The sequence below is a fragment of the Methylocella tundrae genome (assembly GCF_038024855.1).
GTDB lineage: Bacteria > Pseudomonadota > Alphaproteobacteria > Rhizobiales > Beijerinckiaceae > Methylocapsa > Methylocapsa tundrae.
Window position 1 is genome coordinate 2,076,692 of sequence record NZ_CP139089.1, and the last position, 24,589, is coordinate 2,101,280.

The window sequence follows — 24,589 nt, forward strand, 5'->3', positions numbered from 1 at the left end:
GTCCTGGAGCACGACGCCAAAAAGCGGAAACCTCGCTTCGTCCCCAGCCCGTCTTGCTTCCCTCCGGGGAAGGGCCGAGGCCGCAACTGCGCCCGCCGGTTTTAAGACCACATCATGCACTGACTTATTGATGGGAAACGGATTTGAGACGTCGGACGGAATCGCGTTGTGATTCCATCCAAGTCATCCGGCTCTAGAGCGCTTTCCGATCGAATGGAGTCATTCGATCGATCAGAAATCGCTCCAGATTCAAAAGCTGGAGCATATTCTTGTCGATCAGATCGAACCGATCTGATCGGAATATGCTGTAGCTGGCGTCAATTCCTTCCGGCGCAAAACGCCTCGGCGAAGACGGCCTCAAAACGCGATTTGCCATCATTTCGGCGCGAGGACTTTTGTTGCGTCGCGCTTGTTCTGATGCGCCGGTTCTCGTCGCCCTACAGCGCGTGCAAGACACTTTCAGGGGGGCGGCGCACGGGACGCCAACGCCCCTGGAGAAAATGGCGAAAAGTTGCAGACTTTTCGGACCCGCATCAGCGCCACGGCAGCGGCTTCAAGAGCAGCTTGCGATTCCCTTGAACGCAGCCTGCGCCAGCCCGGCGTCTCCGCCGAAATGTCGGACCGGCGACCATGAGCGGATCTCCGCGGCTTTAGAATTTTTTGACCCGGATGTTGTGTTTGCGCAGCGCGTAGCCGATCTGCCTTGGCGTCAAACCAAGAATGCGCGCCGCTTTGGCCTTGACCCAACCTGCCCGTTCCATCGCGTCGATGATCTTCTCCCGATCTGAGCGATGATCGGAATCACCCCCCGTCCAGCTTTCCGCGCTGGGCGAGGAGAGAGGCGCGGAGGGAGGCACAGACAAAGGCGCCGCTACAGGCGCCTCGGCGACGTGGGAGTCGATCGACGCCTCCTCCGGCAGAGACATGGGACGCAGCGCCTGGATAACGCCCACCTGCTGTGGCGTTTCAGCGCCTTTCCACAAAATGGCGGACAGACAGCCATCGTTGCGGCAGGCGAAGTCGCTGTCTTCGATCAAGTCGCTCTGCGCCAGGGTCGCCGTCCGGCGAACACAATTCTCCAGCTCACGGATGTTGCCCGGAAACTTGCACTGTGACAGCACCGCGAGCGCCGACGCCGTCAGCGACATCTCGGATTTTTGTTCCGTGTTGAAGCGCCTCAGGAATTCATTGGCGAGCGGCAACAGATCGCCCTCCCGCTCACGAAGTGGCGGCAGGAAAATCGGAACCACATTGATGCGATAATAAAGATCCGCGCGAAATTCGCCGCGCTTCACGGCGTCCTCCAGGTTCCTGTTGGTCGCGCAAACGAGCCGCACATCGACCTTGATCGGCCGCATGCCGCCGACGCGTTCGAACTCGCCTTCCTGCAGCACGCGGAGGAGCTTGGCCTGAAAGGGCGCTGAAATATCGCCGATTTCATCGAGGAACAGCGTGCCGCCGTCGGCGAGCTCGAAGCGCCCCTTGCGCATGGTTATGGCGCCCGTGAAAGCGCCTCGCTCATGCCCGAACAGCTCCGATTCGAGCACGCTCTCCGGTAACGCCGCGCAATTCAGCTTAACGAAAGGCTTCGATTGCCGCGGCGACAGATTGTGGATCGCGGCGGCGAACATTTCCTTGCCGGTGCCTGATTCGCCGCGCAACAGCACCGTCGATCTGCTCTTGGCGACGATCCTGATTTTTTTGACGACGGCGCGCACCGATGGGCTGTCGCCGACGATTCCCTCTATGCCGCTGAATTTCACCTCGGAGGACCGAGGACGGTTGCTTTTTTCGAGGCGCGCATTTTCCTGCATGAGCCGCTCGCGATCGCGCGCGACGAGTTTTTGCAGACGAAGCGTCTGTCCGACAAGATTGGCGATCATTGTCAGAAAGCGGACATCGTGATCAAAGCGGACATTGGTGCGGCTGGTAAAGACGCGATCGACCGTCAGTGTGCCAACGACATCTTCGCCGTCCTTGATCGGGACGCCAATGAGAGAAAACGGCTGACCATCCTTCGGTCCCCACGCCGAGAGGTCCGAGCCCGCAAATAACGGCGAGGAATGGACGCTTTCGACGACGAGAGGCATTTTTGTCGTGACGATCTGCCCGATGGCGCGTTCGGGCAAGCGGTCGAAATAGACTTTGGCGTTGTTTTCCGACCAGCCGGACCCAACGACGATCTCCGGCTTGCCCGTCTTGTCGAGCAGAGCGATCAGTCCGTGGCGCATGTCGAGGAAACTCGACATCAATCCAAGCACTCCCGCCAGATTGACCTCCAATCGGTTGACGGAGGCGAGCAGCTTTGAAATTTCATAGACGCCGACAAGGGTTGTCTCACCAGGGTCGGTCGCGCGGACGGCGGCGACATTGGTCGTGAAGATTGGCTGTTCGCCCATCACATTCGCCTTCGATCAGGATGAAAAACATTCTTATGATGTTGCACAGCAAAATACATGCCGTTTTGTACACAAGCTGACATTTCAGCCAAAGCGTGTCTGCACATCGAAGCAGGGGCAGACTTGCGGCGGCAGGTTTGTCTGCTTTGCGACAGCCTGAAATCAACGGCTTCCGCCTTAAGCGCTCCATCTATTTGCATATAGACGTCGATCAGATCGATGTCTTTCCTCTGCGACAAAACGCCCGCCTGCCGTGCAAAAGGGCATTGGCCCATCGTTTGCAAAGCGGCTGGTGGAGGACTTGGGCATGAGCGACCATTCGCATTTTCTAACGCGCGCCCTGTCGCCGAAACCCTTCGCCGTGATTCTCGGGGCCAATGAAATCGCCTCGGCCATCGCCGTCTATCTTCACCGTAACGGCTGCGGGGTCGTCCTCTCGCATGATCCAAGCCCTCCCGTTTTCAAACGCGGGATGTCGTTCCACGGCGCCCTGTTCGGCGATCACGCGGCGATCGACGAAATTTCCGCCGAGCGCGTCGAGACGAGTTTGGAAGTGCTCTCAGCGCTCTCGCGCGCCAATGTCGTCGCTATAACGCCGCTCGGACTTTCGGATCTTTTAGTCCTTCGCCGCCTTGATCTTATCATCGACGCCAGACTGCAAGGGCCCGCACAGAGGCCTGATCTCAGGAATCTCGCGCGGTTCGCGATCGGGCTCGGCCCCGGCTTCGCGAGCGGCGTCAACTGCGACGTCGCTCTGTCGGCGCCTTCGCGGAGGGCCGCCATCCCCGTCGGCGGGGACGCGAGAGAGCCGCGCAAACTATTGGAACGCTTCGTCTACGCCGATAGCCGCGGTCTTTGGCAAACGGCCGTCGACCTCGGCTCCCGTGCATTCCGCGGATTTGTCGTCGGCCATGTTCATGGCGCGCCCGTCAGCGCATTGATCGACGGCATTCTTGTCGGCGTCGCGCGCGACGGAAGCGAAGTTGTGGAAGGCGACATTCTGGCCGAGGTCGAGCCGAGAACGCGCCAGGCGATTTGGACCGGAATGGACAAAGCTGGACGATCAACGGCGAGCGCCGTGATGCGCGTCATTCAGGATTACGCTGACCGCAGAGAAAACAGCAACTCCACGATTTCCCAAAGATCGCCATAGGCCATCGCCGCCCGGATTTTCCGTTGTGCTCGGCATAATCATCCGCCGCCGTTGATTTCTCCCTCCCCGCCCGAAGCAAGTCCGTAGGCCCGGCGACGGCGCCACCGCATTCGCGGCCACGCGGACATGAGGCGCCGGAGAAAATCGCCGAGCGGCCCAGATCCAAAACCTTGAGCGAAATTGACGCAGATCATTGACGCATGATCGCCACGCTTTATCCATGCCTTCCGGCCCGCGACTGTTGCTTTCCGGCTGTCCGCTTTCTGCAAATCGCAAGTGCGGCCATACCCGTGCGGCCGTCCGCTTGAATGTCGATTTGCCGACATGCCGCTTATCTGTTTCCAGACATGTGTCAGCATAGCGACATCCCTCTCCCTAATCTAAAACCTCTCTAAATATCAGGCTGTTGCATCCTCGAATAGTGATGGCACGCTTGTTGCCAACTATCTCTCGCACAACGCTTTGCTCGCCCGCGACAGAGGTCACGCAGTTCGAGCCCGCGATCCGAGATGTCTGGCGCAGAGCCTACCGCGAGGAATCGATATGGAAGAAGCCTATCAACCCAATCTACATGGCGAGAACACAGAAGTTCTCGGCGATCTGTTGCAGAAGATTGCTGAACATAAGGGATGCGGCACCAGCGGCGGAAGCGGCAAAGCCAGTTGCGGCACCTCCGCCGGCCCCGCTGATATGGCTCCTGACGTGTGGGAGAAGGTCAAAAACCATCCCTGCTACAGCGAAGAGGCTCACCATCACTACGCGCGCATGCATGTCGCCGTCGCGCCCGCCTGCAACATTCAGTGCAACTATTGCAACCGCAAATATGACTGCGCCAATGAATCGCGCCCCGGAGTCGTCAGCGAAAAGCTGACGCCGGAACAAGCCGCCAAGAAGGTGCTGGCGGTCGCGTCGACGATCCCGCAAATGACGGTGCTTGGAATAGCGGGTCCCGGCGATCCGCTGGCCAATCCGGCGAAGACATTCAAGACGTTCGAGCTCATCTCGAAAACGGCGCCCGACATCAAGCTCTGCTTGTCCACCAACGGCCTGGCGTTGCCCGACCACGTCGACACGATCGCGAGCTTCAACGTTGATCATGTGACGATCACCATCAATATGACCGATCCCGAAGTCGGCGCCAAAATCTATCCATGGATCTTCTGGAAAAACAAGCGCGTCACCGGCATCGAGGCGGCCAAGATCCTCACCGACCGTCAGTTGCAAGGCCTCGAAATGCTCACCGAGCGGGGCATTCTCTGCAAGGTCAACTCGGTGATGATCCCGGGCGTCAACGATCAGCATCTCGTCGAGGTCAACAGGGCTGTGAAGTCGCGCGGCGCCTTCCTGCACAACATCATGCCGCTGATCTCCGCGCCTGAGCATGGCACGGTGTTTGGCCTCAACGGCCAGCGCGGTCCTTCGGCGCAGGAGCTGAAGGCCCTGCAGGATAGCTGCGAAGGCGAAATGAACATGATGCGGCATTGCCGCCAATGCCGCGCCGACGCTGTCGGCCTTCTTGGCGAAGATCGCAGCGCCGAATTCACCACTGACAAGATCATGGAAATGGAGGTCAATTACGACCTCGAATCCCGTAAGGCTTATCAGACCAAGGTCGAAGAAGAGCGCATCGCAAAGGTCGAAGCCAAGAACGCGGAGCTCGAGACGCTCGCAGGCGCGGCGAGCGACATCAAGATCCTGATCGCGGTTGCGACCAAGGGCAGCGGCCGCGTCAACGAGCACTTCGGCCACGCCAAGGAGTTCCAGGTCTATGAGCTCAGCACCAAGGGCGCTAAGTTCGTCGGGCATCGCCGCGTCGATCTTTACTGCCAGGGCGGCTATGGCGAGGAAGACGCGCTCGAGACGGTGATCCGCGCAATCAACGACTGCGCCGCCGTGTTCGTCGCAAAGATCGGCGGCTGCCCGAAGGACTCCCTGCGCGCCGCCGGCATCGACCCGGTCGACCAATACGCATTCGAATTCATCGAGCAGTCTGCGATCTCCTACTTCAAGGACTATCTCGCGAAGGTGAACAGCGGCGAGATCCAGCATGTCGAGCGCGGGGACGCCGATATCCGTCAAGGCGCTTTCGTCCCGGTCTGACCGGGACGAAAGCCGCAGCAATCGTCAGAAAGGAGACAGCTATGACCTACAAGATCGTCGCCTCGCAATGCACGTCGTGCTCGGCGTGCGAGGCGGAATGCCCGAACGTCGCCATTACGGAGAAGGGCGGCACCTTTGTCATCAATCCGAAGAAGTGCACGGAATGCATCGGCTATTTCGACACGCCGCAATGCGTCGCCGTCTGCCCGGTCGACGACACATGCGTCATCGACAATTCCCATCCGCGCTACCAGCCCACCGGGAGCGCGGCATGAACATCAGCCTGACGCCGGCCGCTCATAAGTTCATCCGCCGCCTCGTCATGTTCGACGGCGCGCCCGGAAGCGGCCTTCGGTTGTTAGTCACTCCCGGCGGATGCTCCGGCCTTTCCGCCGAGTTCAGCGTCCAGGCTGCCCCAGCAGGCAACGAGGCGGTATTCACGCAGGATGGCGTAAAGCTCTTTCTGCCCGCCGAGAGCCGGCTATTGCTCGACGGAATCACAATTGATTTCGTCGACTCACCGGCCAAGACGGGGTTCGCTTTCATCGATCCCAAGAAAGACGCCTGCGCCTGCAGCAGCAGTCAGTCGACCGCTTTTGCAGAACCAGCGCTCTCCTCTGCGAAATAGGCGCAGAGCATGTTCGCGACTGATGATATCGGCGCGCAGCCATCAGCCGGACTCGAGATCGACGCCATTGCCGCGTCCGTGCTCGGGGCCGGCTTGCCGGCCGCCGCCGAGCGGCGTCTGCGCGAAGCCGGCGAGGCTTACCACCTTGACGACGTTGCAGAAACGCACCTCCTCGCGGCTTGCGACCTCGCGCCGGATCATCCGGCCGTGTTGATCGGTCTCTATCGCTTCTATTTTTACAAGGGCCATATGCTGAAGGCCCTTGAGGTCGCGGGCAAATGTCTCGTCATGGCGTCGAACGAACTTGGTCTCGCGAGCGACTGGCGCGACGTCAACCGTGAGGACGCCGATTTTGGCTCCTTCGCAGCGGTTCTGCCACGCTTCTTCATGTTCACCTTGAAGGGCTACGCCTACCTGCAGATGCGCATTGGCGCATTGGACGAAGGACGCGCCGCGGTGATGAAGCTTCTTGACCTTGATCCTTCCGACAAGATCAATGCCGGGCTGCTTTTGAGCGTCGCCGATCGTTCGGGAGTCGAAGATGATGACTGACATTGACGTGTCTATCGACTGGCGCGGCGAGGCCGTTGATTGCGCGATCTGCGCCCATCGCGACCTCCTTGCGGAGGCGCGCTGCCAGCCCCTCAAGGCCTGCGTCCACGACCGGTATGCAAGGCGCATTGATCGATTTTTCGACTGGAACCCTGGTCCCGCGCAAACCTATCTGAAGCACCCCTATTTCGAGGTGCGCGCCTGCGCCGCCAAGGCCGCCGACGTTTTTCATCTGCCGCCTCTTTTGGACGATCCGGAGGAAACGGTTCGTTGGAGCGCCGCCCGGCGCCTGCCGATGCGCTATCTGCTGCGACTGCGCGCTGATCCGCATCGTGAGGTTCGCATCCGGGTCGCGCAGAGGCTCGATGGCGCCGATCTCATCCCGATGCTGGAGGATTCGGACTATTACGTGCGTCAGACCGTGGCGCGGCGCATCCCGGCTGATCTCCTCGTTCTGCTGGTCGGCGACGAGGACGTGGAGGTCAGGCGCGTCGTCGCCGTTCGCATCGGCATGGAGCACCTTCCCCGAATGGTGGCGGATTCAGATGCGGCCGTCAGGCTGGAGGTCGCGCGGCGTCTCGATCCCGCAGGGTTGGCGAGACTCGCCGCCGATCCGGATTGGCGCGTTCGCTACGAGATCGTGCTGCGCGCGGATATCGAGATCGTGCGCGCGCTCGCCGACGACGAAGACCCTGTCGTTCGAGACGCCGCACGCGACAGGATTTCGTCACGGCCCGCCGACAAAAACCGTGATGCGGCGACGACTGCGCAGGACCCGGCTTCGCCCGCATCAGCATCGCCAAACCTCGTGTCGTCGGATTTGAGGGACCGTCCAATCGTGGAGGACAGCAGATGACCAACATCAGCCGGGACAGCGACGTCGTCGAACTCAACAATCCGCCATTGTATAACTATGGCCAGAGGGTGCGGGCGCGCAGGACGGTGCGCAACGACGGCACCTTCATGGGGAAGGAAATCGGCGAGATCCTTTGCAACAAGGGCGACGAAGGGTACGTGGTCAGCATAGGCACCTTCCTCCAGCAATTCTACATCTACGGCGTCGAGTTCGTTTCTACCGGCTATCGCGTTGGCATGAAACGTAAAGAGATCGATCCGGTCGAAATTGTCAAAGAAGTCAAAAGCGGGAGTTCCTCATGAACGGTTCTGGACCGGCCAAATTTGAATGGGGGCAGCGCGTTCGCGCGACCGCCGATCTTTTCAACGACGGCTCATTTCCCGATCAACCCACCGATGCTCTCTTGGTGCGGGCGGGGGATCCGGGCGAAATCGTCCAGGTCGGCTCTCATGTCGAAACGGAAACGCCGATCTATCTCGTTGAGTTTGGCGAACGCCGGGTCGTTGGCTGCCTCGCGGATGAAATCGCGCCAGTCTGACCGCCCCGCGTGATCCGACGCAAAGGGTTCGCGTCTTTTTTTAAGCTCATGCTCCACCCGCGAACGTCGATCCACCTACGCCCACGCAATCAAACAGATAAGGCGCCCCGTGAAAATCATGATCCGCAGAAGCTCAGAAGGAATTCTCTCGGCCTATGTGCCCAAGAAGGACCTCGAGGAGCCGATCGTCGATATGGAAAGGCCGCAGATGTGGGGCGGCCGCATCACGCTCGCCAACGGCTGGCAATTAGCTCTGCCCGAGATGGGGCCGGAAACGACGCTTCCGATTACGGTCGAAGCGCGACGATTGAGTGAATGACATGAGTTTCGATGCGCAGAGCCTCGCCGCGATCGACGAACTGCTGGCTTCCGCCGAAGCCAACGGCGCAACGATCGCTGAACTCAGGCGGCGATTCCCGGGCTTGTCGCTCAGTCGTTGCGACGCCTCGGACGTCGCCGATGAAACGCCCTTCCGCCGCTTCGAGCGCTGCGATCTTTATCTGCTCGATGGCCGCGACCACTGCTGGAAAATCACGTCAGATCCCGCAACAGCGACCGGGCTCGTGCTCGCGGCAAACGAGGCGCAAAAATGAAAACGACATCGCTGCCTCTTTGCGATCCTGACATGTCGGAATTCGAACTCGACGCGGTGCGTCAGGTTCTCATCTCATCCAGCCTGTCGGCGGGCCCCGTTGTCGAAGAATTCGAGGCGGCTTTCGCACAATATCTTGGCCGCAAGCATGCAATCGCAGTTGCGAGCGGTGAAATCGGCCTTCTGCTCACGCTGCAAGCGTTCGGCATCGGCAAAGGCGACGAAGTTGTCGCATCGGCTCATTCCTTCCGCGAAACCGCTCACGCCATCATGTTGAGCGGCGCGCGCCCCGTGTTCGCCGACATCGATTACTGGGCGGGCACGATCTCGCCGGACAAAGCGGCTGCCGTCCTCACCGAGCGCACACGCGCCATCATCGGCGCCAACGCCAACGGCCACCCTGCGCCCTGGGCCCCCCTGCGCGAACTGGCGAAAACCGCCGGAGTCGCCTTGATCGAGGACTCCACCGAAGCGATCGGTTCAATCTACAAAGGATCCCCCGTCGGCACATTCGGCGACTGTTCCATCTTTGACTTTTCTCAGCCCGGTGCCCTCGTCTGCGGCGAAGGCGGCATGATCGTGACCGACGACGACGATCGGGCCATCGCCATCCGCCGCCTGCGCTCACGGCGGATCGACGAACGATCCTCCGTGGTCATCGGCGCCGTCGCGCCGCTCCAGGCCAATCTCAGCGATCTATCCGCCGCCCTTGGGCTTGCGCAACTGCGTCGCATCGACGTTCTCCTCGCACGCCGCAAATGCGTCGAAGCCTGGTATTATGATTATTTGCGCTCATTCGAGGGCATCAAGGACCCCTATATCGCGCCGGATGTCGAAGAGGTTCACTGGTTCCTTTATGTTGTCCATCTCGGGACGCGCTTCTCCCGTTCGAGCCGCGACTCGATCGTCGATGATCTCCGTCGCGAACAGATCGAAGCGGCCGCCTATTCGCAGCCTCTTCATCTGCAACGCCTCTACTTCAATGCCGGGTATAGGCGCGGCGATTTCTTCGTCACCGAAAAGGTTGCGGACCGCGCCGTGGCGCTTCCCTTCCACGCTCATCTGACGGAGGCGCAAGTCGCCTTCATCGTTGGAACGATGAAGGACGCGTCCATCAACGTCGGCGCGGGCGCCGCCATTTATTGACCAGAACGCTTGTCATCAAACAACAGGAGCACGACATGCCGCTTTTAACCATCAAGCCGTCAGGAAAGACAATCGAAGCCGCCGAAGGAACCACGCTTCTCGACGCGTTGCTCGCCGCCGGGGAAAAGATCGTCTCGAAATGCGGCGGCGAGGCGAAATGCGGCGCTTGCCATATCTTCGTGCTCGAAGGCCGCAAGGGCATTTCCAAGATGGGCAAGCTCGAAAACGAAAAGCTCGACACAATCGTCGGCGTCGGTTCGAAATCGCGCCTCGCCTGCCAGGCTCATTTCGGGACCGAGAACGTCACGGTCGAGATGTTGAGCTTCGTCTGAACAGATTAGACTCTGCTAAATTGACCACAGCATTCCCGGGCGTGATTGCTGTTTGAAGGCGTCACGCTCCAGTAACGACATCGAAAGGATCACGACATGACCGCCGCCGACACGCTCATCATTCATGTCCGCTTCGCACCGGACGGCTCAGTGACAGAAATCGGAGAGAGGCCCTCGGGGCTTGATGCTCAGCAATGGTTCAACCGGCTGAGCAATAAGGCTGGAAGCTCCTTCCAGGCGCTTTCGGGCGGCCGCGGATTTTTCCGTCTCGGCACAGAAGTTGTCACCGCGCTGAAAGCGGCCGCGCTGCAATGAGTTGGGGCCGCGCAGCGGTCCAGCACAGGGAGAAGATGAATGCTCGGTGAAATTCACGCGGCCATCGACCGCGGCGATGTGGTTCCCTATCTCGGTCCCGGCGTGCTCGCGCTGGCGGGCGAGGACGGCCCGTTGCCTTACTCGCCGGAAACGCTAGTCGGGAAGCTGACTGCGGCCGCGACCGTCCCACACAAGATTCGCAACAACCTGACGGCCGCGGCGCAATTCATCGAGAACTTCAAACACCGCAAGACGGTGGCGTCCGTCATGACCAAGACGTTCGAGCAACCCGCAGCTCCAACCATCTTGCATGAATGGTTGGCGGCGCGCCCCAAATTGCCTCTCCTCGTCAGCGCGTGGTACGATGATCTGCCGCAAAAGGCTCTCGCGGGCCGGAGCGCCTGGGGAATGGCGCAGGGCGTCAGCCAGGCCGAACATTTTGGCGAATGGGTGCATTATTTCCGCCCGGACGGCAGCCGCATCCCTGGCGTGCGACGCGTTCTTGACGCCTCAGGCGCCAAGGCGCCGGCCGAGGCGCCGGAAGAGACACTAAGCTGGACGACGCTTCTCTATCAGCCGATCGGTTCCGTCTCCCCAGCGGCCAATTTCATCATTTCGGACTCGGATTATGTCGAAATCCTTACCGAAATCGACATTCAGACGCCGATACCCGAAGCCGTTCAGTCGATCCGGCGCGGCAAGAATTTTCTGTTCCTCGGCTGCCGTTTTTCGAGCCAATTGGAGCGGAGTTTTGCGCGGCAGATTATGAAGCGCTCGTCTGATCGTCACTGGGCTGTATTGCCAGGCGCCCTGACCCGCAACGAAGAAAGATTTTTGCGCGAGCAGAACATCACCCGCATAGATATGCCACTCGATGGCTTTGTCGCGAAATTGACAGCGAACGCTGCAAGCAATCCCGAACTGGCGACAATCTGACAAGAAGACTTGACCTGCAGCGCAGCGCAAGGCGCGCATCAACCGGCCTCAGAGCCTGATCAATCAATGATTTGGTCAGGCTCTTGCTTTGACTACTCTGGGAGGATGTGCCGACCAGCGATCCGCGACGCACTCGCGCCGATGGGAAGACTCCCGGGCATTCGGCTGAGGCTCCCGCTTGCCTTCCTCAGGGTGTTTTGAGAACCGTGAGCGGTATGGCAAAGCCGACGCGTCGCCCGAGCAGAACGTCGACCTTCTCCCGAACGGACTCGATCGTCAGCGGCTTCGCCAGAACCCCGTGCGCGCCGGAGGCGAGGCACTGCCGCGCAATCTCATCCTTGACCGAATCCGCGACTACCAGAATCTTCGCTCCAGGTATGCGCTCGCGAATTTGCGACAGCACGCTGACGCCTTCGCCTTGCACGATCGAAGCGGCGAGCAAAATCAGGTCTGGTTTGCTTTCAGCGGCCTTGGCGAAGGCTGGCTGCAAACCAGGCACCTCATGCGTCTCATTTTCATCATGCAACATGAATTGCAGGGCGGCGCGGATGATTTCGTCGTCGTCGACAACGAAGATCCGCTTGTTTTCGATAGCTCGCGATGTCTCAACGCCGATCTGCATTTGCGCTCTCTCCTCGATCCGCACACGCCCGACGGTTGCAAGTTGCATACCGCAGGACCGACGTTGAAGATCGCGTGACGAGGAAGCGTCGTTCCGTGCGCCTTTGCCCGCGCGCGAGCCTTGCGGGATGTTTTCTTTCATACGAACAAACGACACGAATGTCGGCTTTGAGACAAGCCCCAGAAGACCTTGCCTCATCGCTCTTTCTACCGTCATAACAACGCTTTAACACCTACACAACGGCTTGGCACGACGCTTGCGAAATAGGGTCTGCGTCAGGCGGGCGAATGCCGCGAAGGCACAACTCGGGGAAACGCACTTCGGCGCCCTGCAACGCGCGACGTCATCATCAAACACGTTGTCGGCCACGTTTTCCGGCGCCGATAGAATTAAAGGGATCAAGGAGCAATCAATGTCAGACCTTCGACAGATCGCATTTTATGGCAAGGGAGGCATCGGTAAGTCGACGACCTCACAGAACACCCTCGCGGCCCTTGCCGCCATGGACCAGAAGATTCTCATCGTCGGCTGCGACCCGAAAGCAGATTCCACCCGCCTCATCCTTCACGCCAAGGCGCAGGACACCATCCTGAGCCTTGCCGCCGAAGCCGGCAGCGTTGAGGATCTCGAACTCGAAGACGTGATGAAGGTCGGCTTCCGCGACATTCGCTGCGTCGAGTCGGGCGGTCCGGAGCCAGGCGTCGGCTGCGCCGGCCGCGGCGTCATCACCTCGATCAACTTCCTCGAGGAAAACGGCGCTTACGACGGCGTTGATTATGTTTCCTATGACGTGCTCGGCGACGTGGTGTGCGGCGGTTTCGCCATGCCCATCCGCGAGAACAAGGCGCAGGAAATCTACATCGTCATGTCCGGCGAAATGATGGCCATGTACGCCGCCAACAATATCTCCAAGGGCATCTTGAAATACGCCAATTCGGGCGGCGTTCGCCTCGGCGGGCTCGTCTGCAACGAGCGTCAGACCGACAAGGAATATGAGCTCGCCGATTCGCTGGCGAAGAAGCTTGGCACCCAGCTCATCTACTTCGTGCCGCGCGACAACATCGTCCAGCACGCCGAGCTGCGCCGCATGACGGTCATCGAGTATGCGCCGGACTCCGCGCAAGCGGAGCACTATCGCACCCTCGCGCAGAAGATCCACGCGAACAAGGGCAACGGCGTGATCCCGACCCCGATTACGATGGACGAACTCGAAGACCTGTTGATGGCGCATGGCATCATGAAGTCGGTCGACGAATCGCAGGTCGGCAAGAGCGCCGCCGAACTCGCCTCCGCCTAATCACCAGCGGGGCGCCGACCGCAGCGCGCGGAACCGGCGCCTCCCTACCGATCAACGGATTTCGAAAGGTGCGACCATGAGCCTGGCGCCAGCTGAATCAATCGAAGACATCAAGGCCCGGAACAAGGCCCTCATCAAGGAGGTCCTTGAAGTTTACCCGGAGAAGACCGCGAAACGGCGCGCCAAGCACCTTGGCACGTTCGAGGAAGGCAAGCCCGACTGCGGCGTTAAATCAAACATCAAGTCGATCCCCGGCGTTATGACGATTCGCGGCTGCGCTTATGCCGGCTCGAAGGGCGTCGTCTGGGGCCCGATCAAGGACATGATCCACATCAGTCACGGTCCTGTCGGCTGCGGACAATATTCCTGGGCCGCCCGCCGCAATTATTATATCGGCACGACCGGCGTCGACACCTTTGGCACGATGCAGTTCACCTCCGATTTCCAGGAAAAGGACATCGTGTTCGGCGGTGACAAGAAGCTCGCCGCGATCATGGATGAGATCCAGGTGCTGTTCCCGCTGAATAAGGGCATCACCGTTCAATCGGAATGCCCGATCGGCCTGATCGGCGACGACATCGAGGCGGTTTCCAAGGCGAAGTCGAAGGAATACAACGGCAAGACGATCGTTCCCGTCCGTTGCGAAGGCTTCCGCGGCGTTTCCCAGTCTCTCGGCCACCACATCGCGAACGACGCCGTTCGCGACTGGGTGTTCGATAAGCAGGAGGGCAAGCCCGCCCGCTTCGAGTCGACTGACTACGACGTCGCAATCATCGGCGACTACAACATTGGCGGCGACGCCTGGTCCTCGCGCATCCTGCTCGAAGAGATGGGCCTTCGCGTTATCGCGCAATGGTCTGGCGACGGCACGATCGCCGAGCTCGAGGCGACCCCTAAAGCAAAGCTGAATGTGCTGCACTGCTACCGTTCGATGAACTACATCTCGCGCCACATGGAAGAAAAGTACGGGGTTCCGTGGGTCGAGTACAACTTCTTCGGACCGACCAAGATCGAGGAATCGTTGCGCAAGATCGCGAGCCATTTCGATGACAAGATCAAGGAAGGCGCAGAACGCGTCATCGCCAAGTACCGCGCTCTGACGGACGCCGTCATTGCGAAATACCGGCCGCGCCTCGAAGGCAAGACTGTGATGCTGTTCGTTGGCGGCCTGCGCCCGCGCCATGTCATCGGCGCTTACGAAGATCTCGGAATGGAGATCGTCGGAACGGGCTATGAATTCGGCCACAACGACGACTATCAGCGCACGACCCACTACGTGAAGGACGGCACGCTGATCTATGACGACGTGACCGGTTACGAATTCGAAAAATTCGTCGAAAAGGTCCAGCCCGATCTTGTCGGCTCGGGCATCAAGGAAAAATACGTGTTCCAGAAGATGGGCGTTCCTTTCCGCCAGATGCACTCCTGGGACTATTCCGGCCCCTATCACGGCTACGACGGCTTTGCGATCTTCGCGCGCGACATGGACATGGCGATCAACTCGCCCGTCTGGAAGCTCGCCAAGACACCTTGGGCCGCCTGAACTGAACTCATCCCGCGCTCTCTTCGGTGAGAGCGCGGCTCCGACTGCGGAACTGGAAAAGGATCAACCATGCCACAGAATCCTGACAACGTTCTCGACCACTTCAACCTGTTCCGGCAGCCGGAATATAAGGAAATGTTCGAGAACAAGAAAAAGAACTTCGAGAACCCCGTCCCGGACAGCGAGCTCGAGCGCGTTCGCGAATGGACCAAGACCGACGAATATCGCGAGAAGAATTTCGCCCGCGAAGCGCTGACCGTCAATCCGGCCAAGGCCTGTCAGCCCCTCGGCGCCGTCTTCGCCGCTGTCGGCTTTGAAGGAACGATTCCCTTCGTTCATGGATCGCAGGGCTGCGTCGCCTACTACCGCAGTCATTTCTCCCGTCATTTCAAAGAACCGACGTCCTGCGTCTCCTCGTCCATGACGGAAGACGCCGCCGTTTTCGGCGGCCTCAACAACATGATCGACGGCCTCGCCAACACCTACAACATGTATAAGCCGAAGATGATCGCGGTATCGACGACCTGCATGGCGGAAGTCATCGGCGACGATCTTAACGCCTTTATCAAGACAGCGAAGGAAAAGGGTTCGGTCCCGCAGGAATATGACGTTCCTTTCGCCCACACTCCGGCTTTCGTCGGCAGCCACATCACCGGCTACGATAATGTGATGAAGGGCGTTTTCGAACATTTCTGGGACGGCAAGGCGAAAACCGCGCCGGCGCTGCAGCGCGTGCCGAACGAGAAGATTAACTTCCTCGGCGGTTTCGACGGCTACACGGTCGGCAATTTGCGTGAAATCAAGCGCATCTTCAAATCGATGGACGTCGAGTACACGATCCTCGGAGACAACAGCGACGTATGGGACACGCCGACGGACGGCGAGTTCCGCATGTATGACGGCGGCACGACCCTCGAGGAAGCCGCCAATGCCCTGCACGCCAAGGCGACCATTTCGATGCAGGAATTCTGCACTGAAAAGACGCTGCCTTTCATCGCCTCGAAGGGCCAGGAGACTGTCGCCTTCAATCATCCGATCGGCGTGCGCGGAACGGATGCTTTTCTGATGGCCGTGTCGCGCATCACCGGCAAGCCGGTCTCCGCGGAGCTCACCCGTGAGCGCGGCCGTCTCGTGGACGCAATCGCGGATTCGAGCGCGCACATTCACGGCAAGAAATTCGCGATCTACGGCGATCCCGATCTCTGCCTCGGCCTTGCCGCGTTCCTGCTCGAGCTCGGCGCCGAGCCGACCCATATTCTGTCCACCAACGGCGGCAAGGCATGGGCGGAAAGAGTCCAGGCGCTGCTCGACAGCTCGCCCTTCGGCAAGGACTGCCACGTCTATCCGAACAAGGATCTGTGGCACATGCGCTCGCTCCTGTTCACCGAGCCGGTCGATTTCCTCATCGGCAACACCTACGGCAAATATCTCGATCGCGACACCGGAACGCCGCTGATCCGCATCGGCTTCCCGATATTCGACCGGCACCACTATCACCGTTATCCGGTGTGGGGCTATCAGGGCGGCATGAATGTGCTGGTCTGGATCCTCGACAAGATCTTCGACGAGATCGACCGCAACACAAATGTCGTGGCGAAGTCGGACTACAGCTTCGACATCATTCGCTAATGAAAGAGTCTCCCGGTTCCATCGCGCCGGGCCTTGTCCCCGGTCGCGATGGAACCGCGGCGCCTGAAGCGCGACAGAAAAGAATGCGCAATTTGTCTGATCGAACGGCTCACCCGTGAAGAATGTTCCTCCGGGCGGGCGCGGCTCCGGGTTTCGAAGGAGGTCTCTATGACGTCGTTGGCGAATACCGTTCAGGAAGTCTTCAACGAGCCTGCCTGCGCGAAGAATCAGGCGAAGTCCGAGAAAGAGCGCAAGAAGGGTTGCACCAAGCAATTGCAGCCGGGCGCCGCCGCCGGGGGCTGCGCCTTCGACGGCGCGAAAATCGCGCTACAGCCGATCACCGACGTCGCGCATCTTGTGCACGGTCCGATCGCCTGCGAGGGAAATTCCTGGGACAATCGCGGCGCCAAATCGTCCGGCTCTCAGCTCTATCGCACCGGCTTTACGACAGACATTAACGAAACCGACGTCATCTTTGGCGGCGAGAAGCATCTCTTTAAGTCGATCAAGGAGATCATCGAGAAATATGACCCGCCGGCCGTCTTCGTCTATCAGACTTGCGTGCCCGCGATGATCGGCGACGACATCGGCGCAGTCTGCAAGGCCGCCGCCGCGAAATTCAACAAGCCTGTCATTCCGGTGATCTCTCCTGGCTTTGTTGGTCCAAAGAACCTTGGCAACAAGCTTGCGGGCGAAGCGATCCTCGATCACGTCATTGGAACGATTGAGCCCGAATATACGACGCCCTATGACATCAACATTATCGGCGAATACAATCTCTCCGGCGAATTGTGGCAGGTGAAGCCTCTGTTCGACGAGCTTGGCGTCCGTATCCTTTCCTGCATCTCAGGCGATGCGAAATATAAGGAAGTCGCCTGGTCGCATCGCGCCAAGGCGGCGATGATGGTCTGCTCCAAGGCGATGATCAACGTCGCGCGGAAAATGGAGGAGCGCTACGATATCCCCTTCTTCGAGGGCTCTTTCTACGGCATCGAGGACACCAGCGATTCCCTGCGCGAAATTGCCCGCCTCCTGATCGAGAAGGGGGCTCCCGACGAATTGATGGTCCGAACCGAGGCGGCGATCGCGCGTGAGGAGGCTAGAGCGTGGGCGTCGATCGAGCCCTATAAGGCCCGGCTCAAGGGCAAACGCGTTCTCCTCATCACTGGTGGAGTCAAATCCTGGTCGGTGGTCGCGGCGCTGCAGGAAGCGGGTTGTGAACTGGTCGGCACCAGCGTCAAAAAATCGACGAAAGAGGACAAGGAAAAGATCAAGGAGCTGATGGGTCAGGATGCTCATATGATCGACGACATGACCCCGCGCGAAATGTACAAAATGCTGAAAGACGCGCGCGCCGACATCATGTTATCGGGCGGACGCTCGCAGTTCATTTCACTGAAAGCGAAGATGCCGTGGCTCGACATCAATCAGGAGCGTCACCACGCCTATATGGGCTATGTCGGCATGGCCGAGCTCGTCAAGGAGATCGATAAGGCGCTCTACAATCCCGTGTGGGAGCAGGCGCGCCGCCCCGCTCCCTGGGATGACGCCAACGCTCCCGTCGATCCCTTTGGCGACGTCGACGGCATGGCCGTCGCGGCCGAGTGAGGGCGACGGCCATGGCGACGGTCCGAAAATCGTCCAAGTCCTGCACGGTCAATCCGCTGAAGATGAGCCAGCCGATGGGCGGCGCGATGGCTTTCATGGGGATCAAGGACTGCATGCCGATGCTGCATGGATCGCAAGGCTGCACGTCCTTCGGCCTCGTGCTTCTCGTCCGCCACTTCCGTGAGGCCATTCCGTTGCAAACCACGGCGATGAGCGAGGTAGCGACGATCCTCGGCGGCCTTGAAAACGTCGAACAGGCGATCGTCAACATCGTGAAAAAAGGCAAGCCGGCAATGATCGGCATTTGCTCGACCGGCGTCACCGAAACGAAAGGCGATGACGTCGACGGCTACATCCGTCTCATTCGCAACAGGCATCCGGAGTTTGCCGATGTCGAACTTGTCTATGTTTCGACGCCTGATTTCAAGGACGCTTTTCAGGACGGCTGGCCAAAGACGGTTCTGAAGCTGATTGAAGGTCTCGTGCCGGAAGATCGCGACGGCGTCGTGCGCGATCCGCGCCGCGTCAATGTCCTGCCGGGTTGTCACCTGACGCCGGGGGATCTCGACGAATTCCGCGATATCGTCGAGGACTTCGGCCTGCTGCCCTATTTCGTACCGGATCTCTCCGGCTCGCTTGATGGGCATATCCCGGACGACTTTACCTCGACGACGCTTGGCGGCTCATCCGTCGAAGATATCAGGACGATGGGACGCGCCACTCTGACGATCGCGCTCGGCGAGCAGATGCGCGGTCCCGCCGAAGTGCTCGAGCGCCGGACCGGCACGCCATTCCATCTCTTCGACAGGCTGACGGGGCTTGGCCCCAACGACGAGCTCATGAGCCTGTTGTCCCGCATCAGCGGCCGTCCGGTTCCTCTCAAATACCGGCGCCAGCGCGGCCAGCTTGTCGACGCCATGCTCGACGGACATTTCTTTTTCGGCGGCAAGCGGATTGCGATCGGCGCCGAACCGGATCTCCTTTGGAACATCGCCGGCTGGATGACGGATCTCGGCTGCAAGATCGCCGCCGCCGTGACGACCACCGAATCGCCCGTGCTCGAGCGTCTTCCGGTCGAAACCGTGCTGATCGGAGACCTCGAAGACCTCGAATCGGCAGCCGTTGGATGTGATCTCCTCGTCACCCATTCGCACGGGCGCCAAGCCGCCGAACGTCTCAACATCCCATTCTTTCGCGCAGGCGTGCCGATGTTCGACCGCCTCGGCGCGGCGCACGAAATCTCGGTCGGCTATCGCGGCTCGCGCGATCTCATCTTCGAGGTCGGAAACATGTTCATCGCGGCAGGCCATGAACCCACTCCGGACAGTTGGCGGACGGAGCCCGCCCCCTCCGAAGTCGGCCTCCCTATTCCGGCGCATTAGGCAAGCATCGTCACAGGCAAGGGCTCAGACAAAATGGAGGCGTTATGAAAGTCGCATTCGCAACCCAGGATCTGAAGCGGGTCGACGCCCATTTCGGCTGGGCCAAGAACATCATGGTCTACGATGTCACGCCCGATGGCCACACATTCGTCGAAACCTTCGAGTTCCAGGGCGATCTGCAGGAAGACGGCAACGAGGACAAGCTGGGACCGAAGCTCGACGCGATCAAGGATTGCACGATTCTTTATGTCGCTGCGATCGGCGGATCAGGCGCGGCGCGCGTCGTCGCCCAGAATATCCATCCGATGAAGGTCAATCAGCCGGAAGAAATCCCGGGCCTGCTCGACAAGCTGCAGGTCGTGCTCAAGGGCGCGCCTCCGCCATGGCTGCGCAAGGTCATGATGAAGGGTCAGGAACGCAAGTTCGAATTCGAGGAAGAGGTGTAAGATGGTTGAGGCAATGACCCTCGCGAGCGAGGCGGCGATCGACACGCCGTTCGTCAAGGAGCTTATCAAGCAATGGCGGGCGCAGGACACGCACGGCGCCTGGGACAGAAAGAGCGATCTTGATTTGCTGGCGCCCTACATCATCGACAAGGAAGCGCGCCGCCAGATCCCGATCATCGGCGACCCGGATCCCGAGACGCTGTGGCGGCTGGAGCTCTTCTACAACGCGGTCGGCCTTGCGATCGAGCGGGGGACGGGCGCGATGGTGTCGCCGATGATGAAAATGAGCCACGAGGGCTTCGGTCGCCTGGTTCTCATGGCTGGCCGGCTCGTCGTCGTCAACAAGCAGTTGCGCGACGTACATCGCTTCGGCTTCCCGACGCTGGAGAAACTCGCCGAGGAAGGCGCGAAACACGTGCAGGCCGGAATCGAGATGATCCAGAAGTATCCCGAAGTCGTGAATTACTAGAGCCCGTTTGACGCGTGTTCTCCAAGGCGTTCGCCGCCTTGGAGAACATGTGAGCAATCGAAGGAGGAAGCCGTGAGCTCCATCGAAGAAGTGAAGGCCGAGATCAAGAAACTGTCGCCCAGGGCGACGAACATGAAGATGGCGTTGCACGATCTATCCGAGGACCTGCCAATCAACTGGACCAGCATCATGACCGTCGCTCAGCAGGCCCATGACGCCTATGCGGCGCTCGAGGCGGCCCGCGCAAAGCTCAAGGCCCTGGAGGAAGCGTGATGGCGGAACATAAGACCCGCGACGGCTCGAGCTGGACGCCTTCCTATCTCACCGCCATCGACCCCGTCACATGCATCGGCTGCGGCCGGTGCTTCAAGGTTTGTCCGCAAGGCGTGATGACGCTCTACGGCGTCGACGAAGACGGCAAGATCCTCGGCGTCGTAACGCAGGACGATGACGATGACTTCGATGGAGACCTCAATCGAAAGATCATGGCTGTGGAACATGCCGGTTCATGCATCGGCTGCAACGCCTGTTCGCGAGTCTGCCCCAAGAACTGCCAGACTCACGTGGCGGCGGATGCTCTTCCGGCGTGAGCGCGATGGCCGCGATGCCGGAGCAAGGCGTGCCGCCCGCATCCGCGGCCGAGCCCGCGCCCGAGCCCGCCAGCCTCTATCGCTCTCTCCTCAGCGCGCCGACGCCATGCTCCATCGCGGCGCCGTTTACGGCTCACGTCTTCGCGTGCATTCTTTCCATTGGGATTTTCGACGCCTATCAGAATGAGACCTCGGTCAGCGCGGCGATCGGACTGAATCGCGCCGAGATCGAAGCGTTGACGCGCAACTGGCTCCCCGCCGCCTCCGCTCACATTGATCTTCGCGCGGAGCCGGAAACAGCGCCCTTCGATGATGAGGAAGAGCAGCTGCAAGGCCTGCTGACCTCGCATCAGGCGGACGCCGCGCCCGAAAGCGTCTGGCTCACGGCGATTGTTACGCGCCGTTCGATGCTGGACAATCATCTCTGGCAGGATCTCGGACTTTTCGATCGGGGCGATCTCAATCGACTGATGAGCGAGCGCTATCCCGTCATCGCGGTGAGAAACGCCTCCAATATGAAATGGAAGAAGTTTCTCTATCGCTCACTTTGCGAGATGGAAGGCTTCACGCTATGCACCGCGCCAAGCTGTCAGGAATGTAGCGATTTCGACAATTGCTTTGGCGATGAATCGGGCGAAAGCTCCCTCGCCCGAATCCGCCGCGATCTGTCGCGCGCGGTCTGACCCGCCATTCGGCTTCCGGGCTTCGATGCGCGGCTTTCTCCAGGCCATGCGCTTTGTCGCAATCCCGACAATTGATTGAATTCAGACACTTCCCCGCCGATGCGCTAATCGTAGTCTTTCCAATACGTTAGCGCATGGCACGCGTATTGCGAAACGCCGCCTGAAACATCTGCAAACGCAAGGGAATTCCACCATGATCCAGCTTACGGACGGTGCAGTGAATGCGGTGCGGTCGGCGATCGAGGGAGCGGGTCAGCCGGTAGAAGGGCTTCGCATCATGGTTGAGGCAGGCGGGTGCGCCGGCATGAAATATATGATGGGGCTGGTCGCCGATGTGAACCCGAGCGACATTGTCGTCGAGCGTGACGGCGTCAAGGTCTACGTCGACGAAGCGAGCCTTTTGCACCTCGAAGGAACGACGGTCGACTTCGTGATGGGTCTCGAAGGATCCGGCTTTACGTTCGACAATCCGAAGGCCACGGCCAGCTGCTCCTGCGGCAAATCCTTTAGCTGAGCACCGACGCGCGGGGAATGGCCATGTGGGACTACAGCGAGAAGGTCAAGGACCACTTCTTCAATCCGAAGAACGCCGGCGTTCTTGACGGCGCCAACGCTGTCGGCGAGGTCGGCGCACTGTCCTGCGGCGACGCGCTGAAGCTGATGCTGAAAGTCGATCCGGTGACGCAGGTGATCATCGACGCGCGGTTCCAGACGTTTGGCTGCGGTTCCGCGATCGCATCTTCGTCGGCGCTGACTGAACTCGTCATCGGTAAGACTCTCGATGAATCGGCGACGCTGTCCAATCAGGATATCGCCAACTTTCTCGGCGGCCTGCCGCCTGAAAAAATGCATTGCTCAGTGCTGGGATACGAGGCGCTGCAAGCCGCCATCGCCAATTATCGCGGCGAGCCCTGGGCCGAAAGTCTCGACAATGGGGCCCTCGTCTGCAAATGCCTCGGCATCGAGGAAGGCGTCATCAAGCGTGCGATCAAGACGAACAAGCTGACGAGCATCGAGCAAGTGACGGCCTACACAAAGGCTGGAAGCAATTGCCTCACATGTTTTGATCAGATCGAAGAGATTCTCGCCAATGTCAACGAAGAGCTCGTCGCCGAGGGGCTGATCGCTGAGCGTGACGCCTATCGAACGAGGGAGTCCATCGCCTTCGAGATCAACACAAAAGCCAAGGTCGCGGCAAAGGTTCAGCAGGCGGCGTCCCAGCCTGCGAAAAGCGAAATAACCGCGGTCATGCAGAGTTCGCCGCTGGCCCCCTCGCCACTGCCGCCGGTCAGCTCCGGAATGACAAACCTGCAAAGGATCAAGCTGATCGAAGAGACGATTGAGGAACTGCGGCCCTTCCTGCGCAAGGACGGCGGCGACTGTGAACTCGTCGACGTCGATGGCTCGAACATCCTCGTGAAGATGTCCGGCGCGTGCGTCCTCTGCAAGCTTTCGAGCGCGACGATCACCGGAATCCAGGAGCGGCTGGTGGCCAAGCTCGGCGTCCCCTTGCGCGTCATTCCCGTCGGCAAAGGCGCTTTCGGCAAGGCCGGACATTGAGGAGAGAACCATGAAAGCGGTCTATCTCGACAACAATGCAACCACCCGCGTCGATCCCGCCGTGGTCGAAACGATGTTGCCGTTCTTTACCGAACAATTCGGCAATGCGTCGTCGGCCCATGCGTTCGGCGCCAGCGTCGGCGGCGCGCTCAAGACCGCGCGCAAGCAGCTACAGGAGCTGCTCGGCGCCGCCCACGACCACGAGATCGTCTATACGTCCGGCGGAACCGAAAGCAACACGACCGCGATTCTTTCAGCCCTCGAGGCGTTGCCCGGCCGCGACGAAATCGTGACGAGCCAGGTGGAACATCCATCGGTGCTTCAGCTTTGTCAGCATCTCGAAAAGACAGGGCGCGCCAAGGTTCATTATATCTGCGTCGATCGTCTTGGACGTCTTGATCTCGACGCTTATCGCGCCGCTCTATCAGACAAGGTTGCGCTCGTATCGATCATGTGGGCCAACAATGAGACCGGCACGATCGTTCCCGTCGAAGGCCTCGCTGAACTGGCCAAAGGCGTTGGCGCGCTGTTCCATAGCGACGCGGTGCAGGCGGTCGGCAAGATCCCCGTTTCCCTCAAGGATAGCGCCATCGATATGCTGTCGCTTTCGGGGCACAAGCTGCATGCGCCGAAGGGAGTTGGGGCGCTCTATGTCAAGCGTGGCGCGCGTTTCAAGCCACTTCTTCGCGGCGGCCACCAGGAGCGCGGCCGTCGCGCCGGCACCGAGAATATCCCGGGCGTCATCGCCCTCGGCAAGGCGGCCGAACTCGCGATGCAGCGCCTCGCGGATGAACGGGGCCGCGTGAAGGATCTGCGCGACCGCCTCGAAAAGGCCATTGTGCAGAGCGTGCCCCATTGCTTCGTCAACGGCGACCCGCACGATCGTCTGCCCAATACATCCAATATCGCGTTCGAATATGTGGAAGCCGAAGCCATTCTTCTGCATCTGAACCGCGCCGGGATCGCTGCTTCCTCAGGGTCCGCCTGCACGTCAGGCTCGATTGAGCCGAGCCATGTTTTGCTGGCGATGAGCATCCCCGTCACCGCCGCGCATGGCGCGATCCGATTCTCTTTGTCGCGCGACAACACCGCCGAGGACGTCGGGCGCGTGATTGAGGTGATGCCTGGGATTATCGAGAAGCTGCGCGCGCTTTCGCCTTTCGGGGCTGAGGGCGGCAAGGAAACATCCGAATTCAAGCCACAGTATGCGTGA

29 protein-coding genes are annotated in these 24,589 nt (G+C 60.0%); 27 read left to right on the forward strand and 2 right to left on the reverse strand.

Annotated features, from left to right (window positions below; all coding sequences use genetic code 11):
• Positions 1-650: 650 nt before the first annotated feature.
• Positions 651-2,399, reverse strand: a complete 1,749-nt coding sequence (nifA, locus tag SIN04_RS11975) for a nif-specific transcriptional activator NifA (protein WP_134489458.1) — start codon at positions 2,397-2,399, stop codon at positions 651-653.
• A 307-nt stretch (positions 2,400-2,706) separates the two neighbouring features.
• Between nifA and SIN04_RS11980 the strand changes: the two genes are divergently transcribed.
• The 14 genes from SIN04_RS11980 (at position 2,707) to SIN04_RS12045 (ending at position 11,547) form a co-directional block, all read left to right on the forward strand.
• Entirely contained in the window at positions 2,707-3,552 is an 846-nt protein-coding gene (locus SIN04_RS11980; RefSeq protein ID WP_134489460.1) for a xanthine dehydrogenase, read from the forward strand.
• A gap of 543 nt (positions 3,553-4,095) precedes the next feature.
• Positions 4,096-5,652 (forward strand): nitrogenase cofactor biosynthesis protein NifB, encoded by a 1,557-nt coding sequence (nifB, locus tag SIN04_RS11985; RefSeq protein ID WP_134489462.1) that lies wholly within the window; start codon positions 4,096-4,098, stop codon positions 5,650-5,652.
• Positions 5,653-5,693: 41 nt separating this feature from the next.
• Positions 5,694-5,927, forward strand: a complete 234-nt coding sequence (locus SIN04_RS11990; protein ID WP_134489464.1) for a 4Fe-4S dicluster domain-containing protein — start codon at positions 5,694-5,696, stop codon at positions 5,925-5,927.
• Positions 5,924-6,280, forward strand: coding sequence for a HesB/IscA family protein (locus SIN04_RS11995; protein WP_134489466.1), 357 nt, complete (start codon positions 5,924-5,926; stop codon positions 6,278-6,280). The genes SIN04_RS11990 and SIN04_RS11995 overlap by 4 nt, the downstream gene beginning before the upstream one ends.
• 9 nt (positions 6,281-6,289) lie before the next feature.
• A complete protein-coding gene (locus SIN04_RS12000; RefSeq protein ID WP_134489468.1) occupies positions 6,290-6,832 on the forward strand; it encodes a hypothetical protein in 543 nt (180 codons plus the stop codon).
• Complete coding sequence (locus tag SIN04_RS12005) at positions 6,822-7,688, forward strand: 4Fe4S-binding leucine-rich repeat protein (RefSeq protein ID WP_134489470.1); 867 nt, start codon at positions 6,822-6,824, stop codon at positions 7,686-7,688. Before SIN04_RS12000 ends, SIN04_RS12005 begins: the two co-directional genes overlap by 11 nt.
• The gene (locus SIN04_RS12010) at positions 7,685-7,990 is read left to right on the forward strand and encodes a nitrogen fixation protein NifZ (protein WP_134489472.1); all 306 of its coding nucleotides are present in this window, start codon (positions 7,685-7,687) and stop codon (positions 7,988-7,990) included. The genes SIN04_RS12005 and SIN04_RS12010 overlap by 4 nt, the downstream gene beginning before the upstream one ends.
• A complete protein-coding gene (locus tag SIN04_RS12015; protein ID WP_134489474.1) occupies positions 7,987-8,226 on the forward strand; it encodes a nitrogen fixation protein NifZ in 240 nt (79 codons plus the stop codon). Before SIN04_RS12010 ends, SIN04_RS12015 begins: the two co-directional genes overlap by 4 nt.
• A 109-nt stretch (positions 8,227-8,335) precedes the next feature.
• Positions 8,336-8,545, forward strand: coding sequence for a putative nitrogen fixation protein NifT (gene nifT / locus SIN04_RS12020; RefSeq protein ID WP_134489476.1), 210 nt, complete (start codon positions 8,336-8,338; stop codon positions 8,543-8,545).
• Between the two features lies 1 nt (position 8,546).
• Positions 8,547-8,819: a DUF6129 family protein gene (locus SIN04_RS12025; protein WP_134489478.1), complete on the forward strand. Its 273-nt coding sequence runs from the start codon at positions 8,547-8,549 to the stop codon at positions 8,817-8,819.
• Positions 8,816-9,964 (forward strand): DegT/DnrJ/EryC1/StrS family aminotransferase, encoded by a 1,149-nt coding sequence (locus SIN04_RS12030; protein WP_134489480.1) that lies wholly within the window; start codon positions 8,816-8,818, stop codon positions 9,962-9,964. The genes SIN04_RS12025 and SIN04_RS12030 overlap by 4 nt, the downstream gene beginning before the upstream one ends.
• A gap of 35 nt (positions 9,965-9,999) precedes the next feature.
• A complete protein-coding gene (locus SIN04_RS12035; RefSeq protein ID WP_134489482.1) occupies positions 10,000-10,296 on the forward strand; it encodes a 2Fe-2S iron-sulfur cluster-binding protein in 297 nt (98 codons plus the stop codon).
• A 96-nt stretch (positions 10,297-10,392) separates the two neighbouring features.
• Positions 10,393-10,611 (forward strand): hypothetical protein, encoded by a 219-nt coding sequence (locus SIN04_RS12040; protein WP_134489484.1) that lies wholly within the window; start codon positions 10,393-10,395, stop codon positions 10,609-10,611.
• A 39-nt stretch (positions 10,612-10,650) separates the two neighbouring features.
• Positions 10,651-11,547: an SIR2 family NAD-dependent protein deacylase gene (locus SIN04_RS12045; RefSeq protein WP_134489486.1), complete on the forward strand. Its 897-nt coding sequence runs from the start codon at positions 10,651-10,653 to the stop codon at positions 11,545-11,547.
• Between the two features lie 187 nt (positions 11,548-11,734).
• Here SIN04_RS12045 and SIN04_RS12050 read toward each other — a convergent pair whose 3' ends face one another.
• Positions 11,735-12,169, reverse strand: coding sequence for a response regulator (locus SIN04_RS12050; RefSeq protein WP_134489488.1), 435 nt, complete (start codon positions 12,167-12,169; stop codon positions 11,735-11,737).
• Between the two features lie 412 nt (positions 12,170-12,581).
• Between SIN04_RS12050 and nifH the strand changes: the two genes are divergently transcribed.
• The 13 genes from nifH (at position 12,582) to nifS (ending at position 24,589) form a co-directional block, all read left to right on the forward strand.
• A complete protein-coding gene (nifH, locus tag SIN04_RS12055; RefSeq protein WP_134489490.1) occupies positions 12,582-13,466 on the forward strand; it encodes a nitrogenase iron protein in 885 nt (294 codons plus the stop codon).
• Positions 13,467-13,542: 76 nt separating this feature from the next.
• Positions 13,543-15,009, forward strand: a complete 1,467-nt coding sequence (nifD, locus tag SIN04_RS12060) for a nitrogenase molybdenum-iron protein alpha chain (RefSeq protein ID WP_134489492.1) — start codon at positions 13,543-13,545, stop codon at positions 15,007-15,009.
• A gap of 69 nt (positions 15,010-15,078) precedes the next feature.
• A complete protein-coding gene (nifK, locus tag SIN04_RS12065; RefSeq protein WP_134489494.1) occupies positions 15,079-16,638 on the forward strand; it encodes a nitrogenase molybdenum-iron protein subunit beta in 1,560 nt (519 codons plus the stop codon).
• Between the two features lie 168 nt (positions 16,639-16,806).
• A complete protein-coding gene (gene nifE / locus SIN04_RS12070; protein ID WP_244605784.1) occupies positions 16,807-18,246 on the forward strand; it encodes a nitrogenase iron-molybdenum cofactor biosynthesis protein NifE in 1,440 nt (479 codons plus the stop codon).
• An 11-nt stretch (positions 18,247-18,257) separates the two neighbouring features.
• Positions 18,258-19,628: a nitrogenase iron-molybdenum cofactor biosynthesis protein NifN gene (gene nifN, locus SIN04_RS12075; RefSeq protein ID WP_134489496.1), complete on the forward strand. Its 1,371-nt coding sequence runs from the start codon at positions 18,258-18,260 to the stop codon at positions 19,626-19,628.
• 44 nt (positions 19,629-19,672) lie between these two features.
• Positions 19,673-20,074: a nitrogen fixation protein NifX gene (nifX, locus tag SIN04_RS12080; protein ID WP_134489499.1), complete on the forward strand. Its 402-nt coding sequence runs from the start codon at positions 19,673-19,675 to the stop codon at positions 20,072-20,074.
• Between the two features lies 1 nt (position 20,075).
• Positions 20,076-20,543, forward strand: coding sequence for a NifX-associated nitrogen fixation protein (locus SIN04_RS12085; RefSeq protein ID WP_134489501.1), 468 nt, complete (start codon positions 20,076-20,078; stop codon positions 20,541-20,543).
• 72 nt (positions 20,544-20,615) lie between these two features.
• Positions 20,616-20,816 (forward strand): CCE_0567 family metalloprotein, encoded by a 201-nt coding sequence (locus tag SIN04_RS12090; protein ID WP_134489503.1) that lies wholly within the window; start codon positions 20,616-20,618, stop codon positions 20,814-20,816.
• A complete protein-coding gene (gene fdxB, locus SIN04_RS12095) occupies positions 20,816-21,133 on the forward strand; it encodes a ferredoxin III, nif-specific (protein ID WP_134489505.1) in 318 nt (105 codons plus the stop codon). The genes SIN04_RS12090 and fdxB overlap by 1 nt, the downstream gene beginning before the upstream one ends.
• Positions 21,134-21,138: 5 nt before the next feature.
• On the forward strand, positions 21,139-21,816 hold the full coding sequence (locus tag SIN04_RS12100; RefSeq protein ID WP_134492479.1) for a nitrogen fixation protein NifQ: 678 nt from the start codon (positions 21,139-21,141) through the stop codon (positions 21,814-21,816).
• A gap of 193 nt (positions 21,817-22,009) precedes the next feature.
• Positions 22,010-22,330, forward strand: coding sequence for a HesB/IscA family protein (locus SIN04_RS12105; RefSeq protein ID WP_134489507.1), 321 nt, complete (start codon positions 22,010-22,012; stop codon positions 22,328-22,330).
• 23 nt (positions 22,331-22,353) lie between these two features.
• Positions 22,354-23,376 (forward strand): Fe-S cluster assembly protein NifU, encoded by a 1,023-nt coding sequence (nifU, locus tag SIN04_RS12110; RefSeq protein WP_134489509.1) that lies wholly within the window; start codon positions 22,354-22,356, stop codon positions 23,374-23,376.
• Positions 23,377-23,386: 10 nt separating this feature from the next.
• Positions 23,387-24,589, forward strand: coding sequence for a cysteine desulfurase NifS (nifS, locus tag SIN04_RS12115; protein WP_134489511.1), 1,203 nt, complete (start codon positions 23,387-23,389; stop codon positions 24,587-24,589).